The organism is Leifsonia sp. 466MF, from assembly GCF_900100265.1.
Classification (GTDB): domain Bacteria; phylum Actinomycetota; class Actinomycetes; order Actinomycetales; family Microbacteriaceae; genus Leifsonia.
This window is the reverse complement of the sequence record NZ_LT629696.1, coordinates 3212347-3228471: the sequence shown is the minus strand read 5'-3', so window position 1 is coordinate 3228471 and position 16125 is coordinate 3212347. Positions and strand designations below refer to the sequence as shown.

Sequence of the window (16125 nt, the reverse complement as noted above, 5' to 3'; positions counted from 1 at the left end):
CAGCTTATTGGGCACATGACCAACAGCAACGGTGCTCGGTCAGGAAAGAGGCATCATGTCCGGAACGCAAGCCCGCGAGGAGCAGTTCGTCGACGCCTCCACGCAGCCGGAGACCCGCGGCATCGAGGTCATCGGCGACGCCGAGCGGCACGGGCGCGCCCGGGACCTCTTCTTCGTCTGGGCCGCCCCCGGCGTGAGCATCCTGAACTTCACCATCGGCGCGACCCTCATCCTGCTCGGGCTCGAGATCTGGCAGGCGATCGCGGTCATCGTCGCCGCCTCCCTGCTCTGGGTCTTCCCCGGGATCATCGCGGCGAGCGGGCCCGCCGCCGGAACCTCCGGTTCGGTCGTGACGCGCGCGATGTACGGCATCCTCGGCAACAAGCTCTTCGTCGCCTTCGTCGGCTGGTTCATCGGCGCGGTCTTCCTGTCTCTGACGTGGCTCGCGTCCTCCTTCATGGGCGCCGACCTGCTGCGCCGGGTCGGCCTGGACGACCCGGTGTGGGTGCCGATCGGCGTCACGATCGTGGTCTCGGCGGTGACCATCCTGGTGGCGATCTTCGGACACGGGCTGATCCTCCGGATCTATCCGATCCTCGCGATCGTGCTGTTCGTCATCTTCATCGTGGTGTCGGGCTTCATCCTCCCGACCGTGGACTGGCAGTACACCGCGCCCGAGCCGCTCGGGGGAGTGGAGCTGTGGTCGGCCGTCTCGATCGGCTTCACGATCCTCGCGTCCACGCCGCTGTCGTTCATCAACAGCCCCGACATCGCGCGCTACCTGCCGCGTACGACCCGGCCCGCGAACATCGCCGCCGCGACCGCGCTGGGCGGCGCGCTGCCGTTCATCGTGTTCACCGGCGTCGGAGTGCTGCTCGCCACCGGGTTGAAGGCGAGCGCGTTCGACGCCGGCATCGACGTCGCGCTCTTCGACCTGCTGCCGGAGTGGCTCGGGCCGGTGCTCGTCATCGGGGTCGTCCTCAACACGATCGCGCTGAACGCCATGACCACCTACACCTCGAGCATGGCGCTGCAGGCGATCGGATTCCGGCTCAAGCGCATCCCGGCCGCCATCATCGTGGGCGTGGTCGGGACGGCGCTGACCATCTACCTGGTGCTCTCGTCGAGCCTGCTCCAGGCTGCCAACCTCATGCTGCAGTTCCTCGTCATCGTGTCCGGCCCCGCCATGGCGATCTTCGTGGTCGACGTGCTTCGGCGCCGATACGTGTACGACAGCGTCGATCTGTTCGACACTCGGCGCGGCGCGGCGTTCTGGTTCACGGGCGGGTGGAGCATCCCGGGTGTGGCGGCGCTCGTCCTGGGCGGCTTCGTCACGGCCGTCTGCCTGTCGACCGACGTGTGGAGCGGTCCGATCGCCGCGTCGATCGGCCACATCGACCTCTCGGTGCCGCTCGGGATGATCGTCGCCGCCACCGTGTACGCCCTGTTGAGCCGCACCCGGCTCGGGAAGGAGGGACGGCTGTGACCGACCCCGCCGAGACCACCCTGTACCGCGACGCCCGCGTCTTCACCGCGGACGCGGACCCGCGCGCCGCCTGGGCGGACGCCTTCGCCGTCGCCGGCGACCGGATCGTCTGGGTCGGGCGCGATGGCGACGCCACCCCGCCGGCCGACCGTGTCGTCGACCTCGGCGGCCGCCTCGTCCTGCCGGGGTTCACGGATGCGCACACGCACCTGCTGATGATGGGCGCCGCCCTCGGCCAGGTGTACCTGACCGGTGCCCGCGACCTCGACGGCATCCAGTCGCTGCTGCGCGAAGCGCGGGAGGCGGACCCCGGCGCGACGGTGCTGCGCGGGCGCGGCTGGCTGTTCGACGCGGTGCCCGGGGGAGCGCCCACCGCCGGGATGATCGACGCGGCAGTGCGCGATATCCCGGTCTACCTGGATGCGAACGACTACCACTCCTGCTGGCTCAACACGGCGGCGCTGGCCGAGCTCGGCATCACCCGCGAGACGCCCGATCCGATCGGCGGCGAGATCGTGCGCGACGCCGACGGAGAGCCGACGGGTCTGCTCCTCGAGACGGCAGCGACCCAGTACGCCTGGGCGCAGCGGGACGCCGCGACCACGGACGCCGACCGGGACGCCCAGGTGGAGCGGACCCTCGCCGCCTACGTCGCTGCCGGAGTGACGGGCGCCGTCGACATGGCGATGGACGCCTACGGGCTGGAGGCCCTCCGGCGTGCGCAGGACCGCCGCGGAGGGGAGCTGCCGATCCGCATCGCCGCGCACTGGCTCGTGACCAACACGGGCGATGACGAGCAGAACCTGGCGCAGGTCGCGGAGGCCGCGCGCGTGGCGGCCGAGCCAGCCACTCCCTGGCTGCGTGTGATCGGGATCAAGCTGATCCTGGACGGCGTGATCGATGCCTGCACGGCCGCGATGCGCCAGCCGTACGCGAACGGCTCGAACGCCGATCCGATCTGGCCGTTGGCGCGCCTGACTCCCGTCGTGGTCGCGGCCGACGCCGCCGGTCTGCAGATCGCGCAGCACGCCATCGGCGACTACGCGAGCCAGATCGCGCTCGACGCGCTGGAGCACGCCGTCGCCGAGAACGGCCAACTCCCGCGGCGTCACCGCATCGAGCATCTGGAGTACGCCGCACCCGGGACGGCCGAGCGGATGGCGCGCCTCGGTGTGACGGCGTCGATGCAGCCCGTCCACGCCGATCCGGCGATCTTCGACAACTGGATGCAGATGCTCGGCGACGACCGGGTCGAACGCGCCTTCCCGTGGCCGGAGTACGAGGATGCCGGAGCCCTTCTCGCGTTCTCGACGGACTCGCCGACGGCGCCGCACGACGCGCTGGCCAACATGTACGTCGCCGCCACGCGCGCGTCTGCCCTGGTGCCCTCGGTCGCCGCGGTGCAGCCGCAGTACGCGCTGCCTCTCGAGCGTGCCGTAAGCCACGCCACGAGGGATGCCGCCGCCTCCATCGGAGACGGCGGCTGGCGCGGGCGGATCGCGCCGGGCCACGCGGCGGACGTCGTGGTGCTCGATGCGGACGTCTTCGCGGAGGAGCCCGCGTCGCTGCTGAGTGCCCGGGTCGTTCAGACCATCGTCGCCGGGCGAACGGTGTACTCCGCGTAGCCCCGCGAACCGAGGCCGCCACGGCCATCGCCCTCCGGATATCCAACGTTGTACAGTGGGACGACAGCCCACCAGGAGGACGAATGGCAGCGACGCTGCACGACGTGAGCCGGCTTGCCGGGGTGTCGATCAAGACGGTCTCGAACGTCATCAACGACTACCCGTACGTCCGGGACAGCACACGTCAGCGCGTCCTCGCGGCCATCGCAGAGCTGGACTACACGCCCAACCTGTCGGCGCGCAGCCTGCGGTCCGGGCGGACCAACGTGATCAGCCTCCTCATCCCGGAGCTGCGGAACGCGTACTTCGCCGAGCTCGCGGACTCGGTGATGCGGGCCGCGCGCGAGCGGGGGCTGTCGGTGCTGATCGAGCAGTTCGGAAACGACCGCGCCAGCGAGCTGTCCGTGCTGCGCAACCGGAGCGGCCGCATGGTCGACGGCATCCTGTACAGCGTGCTCGGCCTGGACGAGTCGGACCGCGACGCCATCGCCGAGGTGAACACGCCGATGGTGCTGCTCGGCGAGCGGATCTTCAACGGTCCGAAGGACCACGTGACCATGCAGAACGTCGAGGGCTCCCGGGCCGCCACCGAGCTGGTGCTGGCCGGCGGTCGCCGTCGGGTGCTCGCGATCGGCGCGCACCCCGGCGAGGTGATCGGCTCGGCCGGACTGCGGCTCGCGGGATACCGCGAGGCGCTGGAGGCCGCGGGCGTCGCCTACGACGAGCGCTTCGTCGTCCCCGCCGGCACCTGGCACCGTGCCGACGGCGCCCGTGCCATGCGTGCGTTCCTGGAGACGGGCCTCGAGTTCGACGCGGTCGTCGCCTTCAACGACACCCTCGCGCTGGGCGCGCTCCGCGTGCTTCAGGAGGCGGGTCTCCGCGTCCCCGACGACGTCGCCCTCATCGGCTTCGACGACATCGACGAGACGCACTACTCGATGCCGACCCTCTCGACCATCGACCCCGGACGCGACGAGATCGCCCGCCGGGCCGTCGAACTGCTCGTGCGGCGAATCGAGGAGGACGCGGACACCCTCGAGCCGGAAGAGATCGCGGTGCCGTTCCGCGTCATCCAGCGGGAGTCGACGCCGCCGGCGCCGGCCTTCGCCGCGGACGTTGCCGCGGAGACGCCGGTGGCCGCCGAGACGCCGGTGCCCGCCGAGGCGTGAGCCGCCGCTTCGTCAGCCCAGCGCCGCGTCGATCGCGGCGAGCACGTCGCCCGTCAGCTCCGGGCCGTCGAGCGCGCCGAGGTTCTGCTCCAGCTGCTGCACGCTGCTCGCGCCGATGATCGCCGAGACGACGACCGGGCTGCGGAGCACCCACTGCAGGGCGAGCTGGGCGAGCGTCTGGCCACGCCCGGCGGCGATGTCGTTGAGCGCACGCACCCGGGTGAGGACGTCCTCGGTGAGATCGGACTCGTGGAGGAAGGCGCTGGTGACCGCGCGCGATCCCTCCGGCACTCCGCCGAGGTACCGGTCGGTCAGGAGGCCCTGGGCGAGCGGCGAGAACACGATGGCCGCGGCGCCCGCCTGCTCCACCGCATCCAGGACACCGTTTTCGGGCGAACGGTCGAAGAGGGAGTAGCGCGGCTGGTGCAGCAGCAGCGGCGTGCCGGAACCGGCCAGCAGGGCGGCAGCCGCGGTGGTGCGTTCCGCGCCGTAGTTCGAGATCGCGGGGTAGAGCGCTTTGCCTCGCTCGACGGCGGTGGTGAGCGCGCCCATCGACTCCTCGAGCGGTGTCTCGAGGTCGGGCCGGTGATGGTAGAAGACGTCGACGTAGTCGAGTCCGAGGCGCGTGAGGCTCTGGTCGAGCGACGACAGGAGGTACTTGCGCGATCCGTGGTCGCCGTACGGGCCGGGCCACATCAGGTAACCGGCTTTGGTGGAGACGACGATCTCGTCCCGGTGGGCCTTCAGATCGGTGGCGAGGATGCGGCCGAACACCTCCTCGGCGGCGCCAGGGGGAGGACCGTAGTTGTTCGCCAGGTCGAAGTGCGTGATCCCGGCGTCGAACGCCCGGAGCACGATCGCGCGCTGCGTCTCGAAGGAGCGCGTGCTCCCGAAGTTCTGCCACAGCCCCAGCGACAGCGGGGGCAGCAGCAGCCCGCTGCGGCCGGCGCGCCGGTAGGGCATGGAGTCGTAGCGGGCGGGATCGGCGACGAAGGTCATGCGGCGGGCTCCTGATCGGCGGGGGTGCGGGGCAACGGTATCGCGGATGGGATGCACCCGCGGTACCGCGCCGTCAGCATGCGCGTGTCAGCATGCGCGTGTCAGGAGGCGAGCGCCTCCACCAGCGCCTTCGCGACCGCCTCGCTCGACTGCGGGTTCTGGCCGCTGATCAGATTGCCGTCCCGCACGACGTGCGAGCTCCACGCGTCGCCGTCCTCGACGAGCGCACCGCGCTTGCGCAGGGTCGAGGCGACGAACCAGGGCGTGTTCTCGCCCAGACCGCCGGTGCGCTCCTCATCATCCGTGAAGACCGTCAGGCGCCGGCCGGCGAAGGTGAACGCGCCGGACGTGTCGACAGCGCTGAGCAGGCCGGCGGGGCCGTGGCAGAAGGGCGCGATCATCGTCCCGCGCGCATCCGCCTCGGTCAGGAGGGAGCCGAGTGCGACATCGAACGCCAGGTCGGCCATCGGGCCGTGGCCGCCCGGCAGCACGACCGCGTCGTAGTCGGCGGCGACCGCCGAGTCGAGCGCGAGAGGATGCGCCAGGTCGTCGGCGATACCGGAGAGGTAGGCACGGAAGTCGTCGACCTTCGCCTGGTCGCCGACGATCTCGACCGTGAGCGATCCGGGGTCGACGGTCGGGATGCGGCCGCCGGGCGTCGCGACGGTGATCGTGTGCCCCGCAGCCGTCAGGTCGCGGTGCGCGACGACCAGCTCTTCGGCCCAGAAGCCGGTGGGATGCGCAGAGCCGTCCGCGAGGGTCAAGGAGTCGGCCGCGGTCACGACCATCAGGATGTTCGACATGGGGGTCCTTTCGACTCCCCGATTGTGGCGGGCCGCAACGGTCGCTCCCGATCGGTGCGACCGCACCCGGGCATCGGAAATCTTGGGATGGTCACCGCAGGCAGCGGCGGAGGAACTCCGCCGCTGCGCCGAGTTGCGCATCCCGCTCCCACTCCCGACCGCGCGTCGCCAGGTACAGCGTGTTGAGCGGCGGCACCTCAGGGGAGTGGAGGGCAACCAGCGATCCCTCAGCCAGGTCGCCCTCCACAAGGTAGCGGGGGAGGACGGAGAGGCCGGCGCCGGCGAGCAGGGCCGAGCGGATGCCGCGGAGGTCCGGGATGATCGCCGCGATCGTCGCGGGTTCCGGCCGCTTCCCGAACTCGCTGCGCCAGTAGCGCCGGATGATCGGCAGGTTCTCGGCGTACGCGACCACGGGCACCTCGTCGAATGTCGTGCCCGTCCACCGCGGCGCTGCCACCAGCACGAACTCCTCGTCGTACACGGGAACGCTGGTGATGCCGCGGCGGCGCGGGGGCACCGCGCTCACGACGATGTCGAGGGATCGAGCGGCCAGCTGGTCGAGCAGGTCGTCGGCGAGGCCGAACACGAACCGCAGGGTCGCATCCACCTCGTCCCGCGCCTCGGCGATGCGCGGCAGGACCAGCAGGGAGAGGATGTCGGCAGCGCCGCCGATGTGCACCGATCGACGCGGCGGGCCGGGCGCGCCGGCGCCGGCGGTGGCATCCTCGATCGCGTCGAGATGCGCGGCCACCTCGCGGGCCAGCTCGGTGCCTTTGGGTGTGGCCGAGACGCCGGCCGGCCCCCGAGTGAAGACGGCGTATCCGAGCGACCGCTCCAGGGCATGGATGTGCGCGGAGACGGTCGGCTGCGAAATGCCCAGCAGGTCGGCGGCGCGGGTCAGCGAGCCGGTCCGCCACACCGTCACGAACGTGCGCAGGTGGTCGAGGCTCTGGCTGGTCACGGGGTCACCCTATGCGACGGCGAGTGTCATCCGATGCCGAACAGGGCTCTCGCGTTGCCGGATGCGAACGCGCCCCGGGCGGTCTCGTCGGGCAACGCATCGAGGAATGCTTCGATCTCGTCGCGGGTCGGAAGCTGGAACGGGTAGTCGGTGGAGAACAGGATGCGGTCCGGCGTCGTCACCGCGAGGGCATGGTGGAGCATGGCCGGGTCCAGCATCCCGGATGCCGTGATCCAGACGTTCTGCTGCAGGTATTCGGTGATCGACCGATCGAGCCCGGCGGCGCGCGCGAGTCCGTCCGCCCGCTGGTGCCAGAACAGGAGCAGTTCGCCCCAGTGGCCGAGAACGAGCTGCAAGTCGGGGTGTCGATCGAGCACGCCGCGTGTCATCAGCCGGAGGGCCGCCGTGCCCGCTTCGAGGTGCCAGCCCCACCCGAAGGTGGCAAGGGCGAGATCGGCGATGTCGCCGAAGCCGCTGTAGTTGGCGGCGCGAACGGAGGCCGGCGGGATCTGCGGGTGGATGAAGATCGGCTGGCGCAATCGGGCCGCGACCGCCCAGAGGTCGTCGAAGCGGGGGTCGTCGAGCAGGATGTCGCCGGTGCGGCCGTAGACCATCGCGCCGGTGAGACCGCGGGCGGATGCCCGTTCGAGCTCCCCGGCCGCGCTCGCGGGATCAGCCAGCGGCAGGGTCGCCATCGCCCGGAACCGGTCGGGATGCGCGCTCACGATCGAGGCCGCAGCATCGTTGGCCTCGCGGCTGAGCACCGCGGCATCCGCCCTCGACAGGCCCTGTGCTCCTGGCGGCGCCAGCGACAGCACCTGCAGCGCGACGCCCTGCGCATCCATCGTCGCGATCCTGTCGGCGTCCACGTCGGCGAGCCGGCCTCGCGCACCGCCGTGGTCGTTGAGCGCGAGGCTCTCGTCGCGGACTCCGGGCGGCTGCGCGCGGAGTGCTGCGTCGATGCCGTCGAAGGTCCAGTGCTCCTCGATGCCGACCAGACCCGGGGTCGTGGCCTGCGTGGTCCCGCTCATGGCATCTCCTGTGTGTGTTCTCGAAGTCGGGCGCTCAGAGCGATTCGCTCATCGACTGTTGAGTGACCGTACCACATTCGCTCACCAGTTGTAGAGTGAACGCATGGACGCCTCCCCCTCGCGCGCCGAACGCCGCGCCGCGACCGCCGCCCGGATCCTCGAGGCCGCCCAGGCCGAGTTCGGTGCGCATGGCGCAGAAGGAGCGACCATCCGGGGCATCGCGCGACGCGCCGGCGTGGATCCGTCCCTGGTGCTGCAGCACTACGGCTCCAAGCAGGGGCTGTTCGCGCTCGCCGTCCGCCCGGCCGCCGATCTCACGGCCGAAGGGGTGCCGGCCCACCTGGCGGAGGTGCTCGAGGCCCGGTTGACGGACCTGTCGCCTGCGACCAAAGCGCTCATGCGGTCGATGCTCACCTCCGCCGAGGCGGCTGCGGTGATGCGCGAGTATCTCCAGGAGCGCACCGAGAACCTGGCCCGCACGTTCTCGGGTGACGACGCCGAGCTGCGCGCGGCGGCGATCGTCTCGAGCATCCTCGGCGTCACCATCGCCCGGCACTTCCTCGACCTGGCGCCGCTGAAGGACGCCGATGAGGCTCAGATCGCGGCGCTGACGACCACCTGGCTGTTCCCGCTCACCTGACGGCGCGCTGGTCGATCCCGGCGCGGGCTGACCTGCTCGACTAGCCGACCGGCAGTCCGACCCGGCTGCTCTCCAGTGCGGTGCGGAGCCGCGCGAGGACCGGGCCCGTCGCATCGATGTCCGACGGCGTCATCGCGGGGGACACGAGTTCGGCGAGGCGCTCGCGGAACGTGCTCTCGGCTTCGGCGACGAGTTCCGCACCCGCGGGCGTGAGGCTGACCAGGGAGGAGCGCCCGTCCGCCGGATTCGGATGGCGGGTGACCCAGCCGCGGGCTTCGAGGCGGTCGACACCTTTGCTGATCGCGCCGATCCCCGCGGCGAAGTTCGTGGCGACATCCGCGATGCGGGAGCCAGGGTGGTCGCGGAAGTAGCGGAGGAACTCGTATTGCGAGGTCGCGATGCCGTGCTCTCGGCGCAGTGTCTCGCTGATCGCGTTGTACAGCCGCGTCTCGCACCGGACCAGGTCGTCGAACAGCTGGATGAGGCCATCGGTTGCACTTTTAGTTGCCACGGCATACATTCTACGAGATACTTGCCGCGGCAAGTAATTGGAGACGAGGAGAGAACATGAGCAGGGAACAGCGACGAGCACTCGACCGGAAGCTGCGCGAGGCGCCGCAGCCGGACGGACCGGCCTCGGTCGAGAGCATGCGCGAGGGCTTCGCCCGGCTGATGAGTCAGTTCCCCATCCCCTCCTCCGTCCGCCGGACCCCCACCGAGGTGGCCGGCCGACCGGCGGTCCTCGTGGAGCCGTCGACGGGGCAGCGCGCCGGCACGATCCTCTACTTCCACGGAGGCTCGTTCTCGCTCGGTTCGCCGGAGACGGCGATGGCGCTGACGGCGCATCTGGTCGAGCGGACCGGGGTGCGGGCGCTCTCCCTCGACTACCGACTCGCGCCCGAGCATCCCTTTCCCGCGGCGATCGACGACTGCCTGTCCGCCTATCGGGCCCTGCTGGACGACGGCGCCGACGCCGCGTCGATCGTGCTGGCCGGCGACTCCGCGGGCGGAGGGCTGGCGGTCACGACGACACTCGCGGCGCGGGATGCGGGTCTCCCGGTCCCGGCGGGCATCGTCGCCTTCTCGCCGGGGCTCGACCACACGCGCTCCGGAGGGTCGATGGCGACGAAGGAGGGGATCGATCCCTTCTTCGTCGCCGATGGGATGCGCCGCACCGGCGAGCTCTACCTCGACGGCCAGGATCCGCACCAGCCGCTGCTCGCTCCCGCGATCCTCGGCGACCTGAGCGGGTTCCCGCCGATGCTGCTGCAGGTCGGCACCAACGAGCTGCTGCTCGACGACTCCGTGCGGCTCGCCGACCGGGCGCGGGAGGCGGACGTCGACGTGATCCTCGATGTGGTCGCGGACGTCCCCCACGTGTTCCCGGCCTTCGTGGGGATGCTCGATGAAGCGGACGAAGCCGTCGACCGGGCTGTCCTGTTCATCACGCAGCGGCTGCGCGCCCGCTGACGGTACAGCCTCGGCCGGGATCAGGCCTGCTGGGGCTGCTCGGCTTCCTCGTCGGCGAGGATGTCGTCGGCGTTCGCCGCGATCCACGACATCAGGGGCAGCAGGTGCTCGGTCAGCTCGTGCCCGCGGGCGGTGAGGCTGTAGTCCACCCGGGGCGGGATGGTCGGCTGCGCCGTGCGGAGCACGAAGCCGTCGGCCTCGAGGGTGCGGAGCGTCTGCGCCAGCATCTTCTCGCTGATGCCCTGCACCGTCCGGCGCAGCTCGCCCCAGCGGAGGTCGCTCTGCGAGAGCGCCACGAGCACCAGCACACCCCAGGTGCTGGTGACGTGGTTGAGGACGATCCGGGTCGGGCACGCCGACGGGAGCACGCCGTCGGTGAAGCCGAAGCCGTTGAGTGACGCAAGACTGGTGTCCACGTCAGTAACTTACCAAAAAGTGGGTACCTGCGATGGGGAAGTAATGAACGCGGAGATGAGTTGCCTCCGATGTCCGATCGAAAGGAACCCATCATGACCATCGTCGTCACCGGCGCCACCGGCCACCTCGGCCGCCTCACCATCGACTCCCTGCTCGCCCGCGGCGTCGCCGCCTCCGACATCCGCGCGGCCGGCCGTTCCGCCGAGCGGCTCGCCCCGCTCGCCGCGCAGGGCGTCCAGACCGCCGTCATCGACTTCGAGAAGCCCGAGACGCTCACGGAGGCCTTCGCCGGTGCGGACGCCGTGCTGATCGTGTCCGGCTCGGAGGTCGGCAAGCGGGTGCAGCAGCACCGCAACGCGATCGAAGCCGCCGAGGCCGCCGGCGTCGGCCGGCTCGTCTACACGAGCGCACCGCACGCGACCGACGGGGCGCTCGTGCTGGCGCCGGAGCACAAGGCGACCGAGGAGCTGCTCACCGCGTCGTCGCTGCCCGTGACGATCCTCCGCAACAACTGGTACACCGAGAACTACACCGGCCTGATCGACCAGGCCGCCGCGACCGGCGAGATCGTCGGCAGCGCGGGCGACGGACGGGTCGCCAGTGCCTCCCGCAAGGACTACGCGGAGGCCGCGGCCGTCGTGCTGATGACCCCGGGCCACGAGGATGCGGTCTACGAGCTGAGCGGCGACACCGCCTGGACGTTCGACGAGCTGGCGTCCACGATCGGCGAGCTGGTGGGACGTGAGGTCGTCTACCGGTCGGTCTCGCCGGAGGAGCACACGCGCATCCTCACCGAGGCGGGACTCGACGAGGGCACGGCCGGCTTCGTCGTCGCGCTCGACGGCAACATCCGCGACGGGGAGCTGGCCGACGTGCGCAGCACGCTGGCCGACCTGATCGGCCGCCCGACGACGCCGCTCGCGCAGGGCCTCGCCGAGTCGCGCTCAGAGGCCGCGGCCTAGTCGCACCCTTCCCGTCGGGCAGATTCGTGCCGAATGTGCGCTTTCGCGCCCGCAAAACGCACATTCGGCACGAATCGCGGCTCAGATCTCGACGTCGCTGCCCATCGTCACCGTCCGGAGCGGCGGCAGGCCGAACCGGGCGGCGGGGTCGGCGGCGTTGTGCGCCAGCGCGACGAACAGCGATCTGCGCCACCGCACCATCCCCTTCGTTCGGGTGGTGCGAATGGCACCCCGCGAGATGAAGTACGACGCACGCGGGAAGTCCGAGGGATCGAGCGGCAGTGCGCCCGCGCGGCACGCGGCACGCAGCGCCCGGGGGATGTCCGGCTTGTCCGAGAAGCCGAACCTGATGCTGAGGTGCTCGATGCCGTCGTCGGCGTACCCGAGGTCGTCGTACGTGAACGCCTCCGACGTCGGCACGTGCGGCACCTGCGCCGTGCTGATCGACACGATGATCACGTGCTCGTGGAGGACGTGGTTGTGCTTGACGTTCGCCCGCAGGGCGAGCGGGGTCGTGTCCTTGTTGGGGTGCGGGAACACGGCGACGCCGGGCACCCGGGGGAGGTTCTGCTCGCGCAGGTTGTCGATGAACTCGGAGAGCGATCCCTCCTTTCGCTTGCGGTCCTGCTGCACCAGCTGGCGTCCGCGGCGCCACGTCGTCATCACCAGGATGACGGCCGCAGCGATGAGCAGCGGCACCCACCCGCCGTTGATGATCTTGGAGAGGTTGCCGGCGAGGAACGCGAGTTCGAGTCCGCCGAACGCGACGGCGGCGAGGATCATCTTCCACGGCGCCCAGTTCCAGAGCGGCTTGGCGACGAGGAGCAGCAGCAGGGTGTCGACGACCAGGGCGCCCGTGACCGAGATCCCGTACGCGGTGGACAGCCGGTCGGACGATCCGAACGCGAGCATGACGGCCATCACGCCGATGAAGAGCAGGATGTTGACCGCCGGCAGGTAGATCTGGCCGCCCTCGCGCTCCGATGTCTGCCGGATCGTGAGCGGCGGGAGCAGCCCGAGCTGGACGGCCTGCCGCGACAGCGAGTAGGCGCCCGAGATGACGGCCTGGCTCGCGATCACGGTCGCTGCCGTGGCCAGGATGACGACGGGCAGCCTGCTCCACTCGGGGAAGAGCAGGAAGAACGGATTGCTGCGCGCGGCGGGGTCGTGGAGGATCAGCGCGGCCTGCCCCAGGTAGTTGAGCGTCAGCGCGGGGAAGACGAGCACGAACCAGGCCCTCCGGATGGGGGAGCGGCCGAAGTGGCCCATGTCGGCGTAGAGGGCCTCCGCGCCGGTGATCACGAGCACCACCGCACCCAGAGCGATGAACGAGATGGTCGGGTGGGAGACAATGAAGACGACGGCGTAGGTGGGCGACAGGCCGAGGAGGACAGCCGGATACTGCACCACCATCACGACGCCGGCCACCGCCATCACGACGAACCACAGCACCATGACCGGCCCGAACAGCACGCCGACCTTGCCCGTCCCGAACCGCTGGACGGCGAACAGGACGACGATGATCACCGCGGCGATCGGGATGACCAGATGCGAGATCGCCGGGATGGTGACGTGAAGACCTTCGACGGCCGACAGCACCGAGATCGCCGGCGTGATGATCGAGTCGCCGTAGAACAGCGACACCCCGACGATGCCGATCACGAGCAGGATGCCTGCCTTGCCCGCTCGGCTCGCGTAGAGCCGCTGCGCCAGGGCGGCCAGCGCCATGACCCCGCCCTCGCCGTCGTTGTCGGCGCGCATCAGGATGCCGAGGTACTTGATCGACACGATGATCGTGATGCTCCAGAACATCAGCGAGATCACCCCGAAGACGTCGTCCTGGTTCGGACGCACCGCACCGCCGTCGAGCAGGAACACCGTCTTCAGTGCGTACAGCGGGCTGGTGCCGATGTCGCCGAACACGACGCCGAGTGCGGCGAGGGCGGCGGCCGCCAGCGCGCGCGGATGGTGAGGCGCACCCGCGGGCGCACCCGCGTGCGCCGTCGGCGGCGCTACGAACTCTCGCACTCCGGCAACGGTACGCCGATTCCGTGTCAGCCGGGCACACGCGGCGGCGCGGTGCTCTGCCGGACCACCAACTGCGGGATCGGGTACTCCGCCGCGATCGTCGACGCATCCCCTCCCTCGATCTGCGTGACCAGCACGTCGATCGCGTGCGCGCCGAGCCAGGCGAAGTCCTGGCGGATGGTCGTCAGCGGCGGTGCGAAGTGCTTCGCCTCCGGGATGTCGTCGAAGCCGACGATGCTGAGGTCGCCCGGGATGGAGAGCCCGAGGTCGGCGGCGGCGTGCATGAGGCCGAGCGCCATCTGGTCGTTGGAGGCGAACACCGCCGTGAAATCGGGATGGTCGAGCAGCTTCAGGCCGACCTCGTAGCCCAGGTCGGCCGTCCAGTCGCCGAGGACCGGCGCGGTCGCCGGCAGGTCGTGGTCCGAGAGCTCGGCGAGGAAGCCGTTCATGCGGTCCTCTGCCTCGTTCCAGTCCTGCGGGCCGGCGAGATGCCGGATCCGGGTGTGGCCGAGCTCGATCAGGTGCCGTGTCGCGAGCCGTGCTCCCGCCTCCTGATCGAATGCCGCGACACGGCCGTCGCTGTCGTCCTTCCAGTGCATGCTCACGAAGGGAACCCGCACGGCCACCCGCTGGAGCGCCTCGTGGGCGCGCTGCTGCGGTGCGATCACGACGACGCCGTCCACTCCCTGCGCCGCGAACGCGTCGAGCGCCTCCGAGATCGCGGCGTCGTCCTCGCGGGCGAGGGTGGCCGAGAGGATGGCGTAGCCGCGCGCCCGCGCCGCCTCGTCGATCGCCGCGGCCGCGCTGAACGGTCCGTAGTGCGATCGGGCGGAGACCAGCAGCCCGATCGTCTTCGAGCGGGAGGTGGCCAGCGCCCGCGCCGCGCTGTTCGGCCGCCAGGAGTGCTCCTCGATGACCTTCCGCACCTGCGCCTCGGTGGAGGCCTTGATGTAGCGCTCGCCGTTCAGCACCCGGGACACGGTCTGACGCGACACACCGGCCAGCCGGGCGATGTCCCGGATGGAGAGCGCGCGCTGCTCGTCGCGTGGGTGCTTGTCCATGCATCCTGTCTCGTCGGCGAGAGCGGCTGCGCTGCCACGCTCGGTGAACGTGTTCATCATATTTTTCCGCGGAGCACTTGACTGACGCCCGGCTCAGGTCATAACGTCTAACCCGTTCTGGGACCGGTCACATATATCGCGTACGGACCAGCATACGACGAGGGAGTCGCACATGACAGCAGCAATCGGGCCGCACAGCAGCGGCCGTTCCTGCAGCTCCCCGTCGCACGCTGCGACGGGGGCGCGTGACAGTTCCGAGCTCGGCGAGCTCGTGCGCAGCGGGCGCACGGGTCGCCTCACCGCTCGAAAGGAATCACAGTGAAGTTCAGGAAAGTGGCACTCGCTGCGGCCGCGCTCGGCATCGCCGTCGCGCTCGCCGCGTGCACCGGAGGCCGCGGCGGCGGAACAGGGTCGAGCACCGACAACAAAGGCGCGCTGGTCGGCGTCGCGATGCCGACGAAGGTGTCCGAGCGCTGGATCGCGGACGGCAATGCGGTCAAGTCGGACCTGCAGAAGAACGGCTACAAGGTCGACCTCGAGTACGCCAACAACGACATCCCGACCCAGGTGCAGCAGGTCAACACGATGATCACCAAGGGCGCCAAGGTGCTCATCATCGCCTCCATCGACGGTGGCTCGCTCACCGACCAGCTCGACGCGGCCGCCAAGGCGGGCATCAAGGTCATCTCGTACGACCGACTGCTCACCGGCGACAAGAACGTCGACTATTACGTGTCGTTCGACAACTACAAGGTCGGCGTCTACCAGGCCAACTCGCTCCTCACCGGCCTCGGAGTCCTCGACAAGGACGGCAAGCCGACCGGGCAGAAGGGCCCGTTCAACATCGAGGTCTTCGCCGGAAGCCCCGACGACAACAACGCGACCTTCTTCTACAACGGCGCGATGGACACCCTGAAGCCGTACATCGCCGACGGCACCCTGGTCGTCAAGAGCGGGCAGACCAACTTCAACCAGGTCGCCATCCTGCGCTGGGACCCGGCGACGGCCAAGGCCCGCATGCAGGACCTCATCGCCAAGTCGTACTCCACCGGCACCGAGGTGCAGGGCGTGCTCTCGCCCTACGACGGTCTCTCCGACGGCATCCTGAGCGCGCTCGAGGGCGCCGGCTACGGGTCCGGCGGCAAGAAGCTCCCGATCATCACCGGTCAGGACGCCGAGGTCGCCAGCGTGAAGCAGATCATCGCGGGGACGCAGTACTCGACGATCTACAAGGACACCCGCAAGCTCGCGAACGAGGCCGCCAAGATGGCCAACGACCTGCTCTCCGGCAAGAAGCCCGAGGTGAACGACACCAAGAGCTACGACAACAAGGTCAAGGTCGTCCCGAGCTACCTGTTCCAGCCGGTCGTCGTCACCAAGGACAACTACAAGGAGATCCTGGTCGACAGCGGTTACTACAAGGAGTCCGACCTTCAGTAGGTCCGGCCTGACGGTCCGGGCCGGTCGGTGACA

15 protein-coding genes are annotated in these 16125 nt (G+C 70.1%); 7 read left to right on the top strand and 8 right to left on the bottom strand.

The window, feature by feature from the left end; all coding sequences use genetic code 11:
- Positions 1 to 55: 55 nt before the first annotated feature.
- From BLR91_RS15340 to BLR91_RS15330, 3 genes are all read left to right on the top strand, one after another.
- A complete protein-coding gene (locus tag BLR91_RS15340) occupies positions 56 to 1486 on the top strand; it encodes a purine-cytosine permease family protein (RefSeq protein WP_089880551.1) in 1431 nt (476 codons plus the stop codon).
- Positions 1483 to 3111 (top strand): amidohydrolase, encoded by a 1629-nt coding sequence (locus tag BLR91_RS15335; protein WP_089880554.1) that lies wholly within the window; start codon positions 1483 to 1485, stop codon positions 3109 to 3111. Before BLR91_RS15340 ends, BLR91_RS15335 begins: the two co-directional genes overlap by 4 nt.
- An 83-nt stretch (positions 3112 to 3194) precedes the next feature.
- On the top strand, positions 3195 to 4280 hold the full coding sequence (locus tag BLR91_RS15330) for a LacI family DNA-binding transcriptional regulator (RefSeq protein WP_089880555.1): 1086 nt from the start codon (positions 3195 to 3197) through the stop codon (positions 4278 to 4280).
- A gap of 12 nt (positions 4281 to 4292) precedes the next feature.
- On the opposite strand, the gene BLR91_RS15325 is transcribed toward BLR91_RS15330, so the two are convergent.
- The 4 genes from BLR91_RS15325 to BLR91_RS15310 all read right to left on the bottom strand — a co-directional run bounded on the left by BLR91_RS15325 (position 4293) and on the right by BLR91_RS15310 (position 8074).
- The gene (locus BLR91_RS15325; protein WP_089880558.1) at positions 4293 to 5279 is read right to left on the bottom strand and encodes an aldo/keto reductase; all 987 of its coding nucleotides are present in this window, start codon (positions 5277 to 5279) and stop codon (positions 4293 to 4295) included.
- Between the two features lie 101 nt (positions 5280 to 5380).
- Positions 5381 to 6082: a type 1 glutamine amidotransferase domain-containing protein gene (locus BLR91_RS15320; RefSeq protein WP_089880561.1), complete on the bottom strand. Its 702-nt coding sequence runs from the start codon at positions 6080 to 6082 to the stop codon at positions 5381 to 5383.
- Positions 6083 to 6173: 91 nt separating this feature from the next.
- On the bottom strand, positions 6174 to 7043 hold the full coding sequence (locus BLR91_RS15315; protein ID WP_089880564.1) for a LysR family transcriptional regulator: 870 nt from the start codon (positions 7041 to 7043) through the stop codon (positions 6174 to 6176).
- Positions 7044 to 7069: 26 nt separating this feature from the next.
- Positions 7070 to 8074: an amidohydrolase family protein gene (locus BLR91_RS15310; protein WP_089880566.1), complete on the bottom strand. Its 1005-nt coding sequence runs from the start codon at positions 8072 to 8074 to the stop codon at positions 7070 to 7072.
- 103 nt (positions 8075 to 8177) lie between these two features.
- On the opposite strand from BLR91_RS15310, the gene BLR91_RS15305 reads away from it, so the two are divergent.
- Positions 8178 to 8714: a TetR/AcrR family transcriptional regulator gene (locus BLR91_RS15305; protein WP_089880569.1), complete on the top strand. Its 537-nt coding sequence runs from the start codon at positions 8178 to 8180 to the stop codon at positions 8712 to 8714.
- Between the two features lie 40 nt (positions 8715 to 8754).
- Here the strand turns inward: BLR91_RS15305 and BLR91_RS15300 are convergent, their stop codons facing one another.
- Positions 8755 to 9234, bottom strand: coding sequence for a MarR family winged helix-turn-helix transcriptional regulator (locus BLR91_RS15300; protein ID WP_231918943.1), 480 nt, complete (start codon positions 9232 to 9234; stop codon positions 8755 to 8757).
- A gap of 47 nt (positions 9235 to 9281) precedes the next feature.
- Here BLR91_RS15300 and BLR91_RS15295 point away from each other — a divergent pair, with 47 nt between their 5' ends.
- Positions 9282 to 10184: an alpha/beta hydrolase gene (locus BLR91_RS15295; protein ID WP_089880573.1), complete on the top strand. Its 903-nt coding sequence runs from the start codon at positions 9282 to 9284 to the stop codon at positions 10182 to 10184.
- 20 nt (positions 10185 to 10204) lie between these two features.
- Here the strand turns inward: BLR91_RS15295 and BLR91_RS15290 are convergent, their stop codons facing one another.
- The gene (locus tag BLR91_RS15290) at positions 10205 to 10600 is read right to left on the bottom strand and encodes a winged helix-turn-helix transcriptional regulator (RefSeq protein ID WP_089880576.1); all 396 of its coding nucleotides are present in this window, start codon (positions 10598 to 10600) and stop codon (positions 10205 to 10207) included.
- 93 nt (positions 10601 to 10693) lie between these two features.
- On the opposite strand from BLR91_RS15290, the gene BLR91_RS15285 reads away from it, so the two are divergent.
- Complete coding sequence (locus BLR91_RS15285) at positions 10694 to 11563, top strand: SDR family oxidoreductase (RefSeq protein WP_089880580.1); 870 nt, start codon at positions 10694 to 10696, stop codon at positions 11561 to 11563.
- Between the two features lie 81 nt (positions 11564 to 11644).
- On the opposite strand, the gene BLR91_RS15280 is transcribed toward BLR91_RS15285, so the two are convergent.
- On the bottom strand, positions 11645 to 13591 hold the full coding sequence (locus tag BLR91_RS15280) for a potassium transporter Kup (protein WP_020075725.1): 1947 nt from the start codon (positions 13589 to 13591) through the stop codon (positions 11645 to 11647).
- Positions 13592 to 13617: 26 nt separating this feature from the next.
- A complete protein-coding gene (locus BLR91_RS15275) occupies positions 13618 to 14652 on the bottom strand; it encodes a LacI family DNA-binding transcriptional regulator (protein ID WP_231918942.1) in 1035 nt (344 codons plus the stop codon).
- A 318-nt stretch (positions 14653 to 14970) separates the two neighbouring features.
- Between BLR91_RS15275 and chvE the strand changes: the two genes are divergently transcribed.
- The gene (chvE, locus tag BLR91_RS15270) at positions 14971 to 16092 is read left to right on the top strand and encodes a multiple monosaccharide ABC transporter substrate-binding protein (protein ID WP_029042853.1); all 1122 of its coding nucleotides are present in this window, start codon (positions 14971 to 14973) and stop codon (positions 16090 to 16092) included.
- Positions 16093 to 16125: the final 33 nt, after the last annotated feature.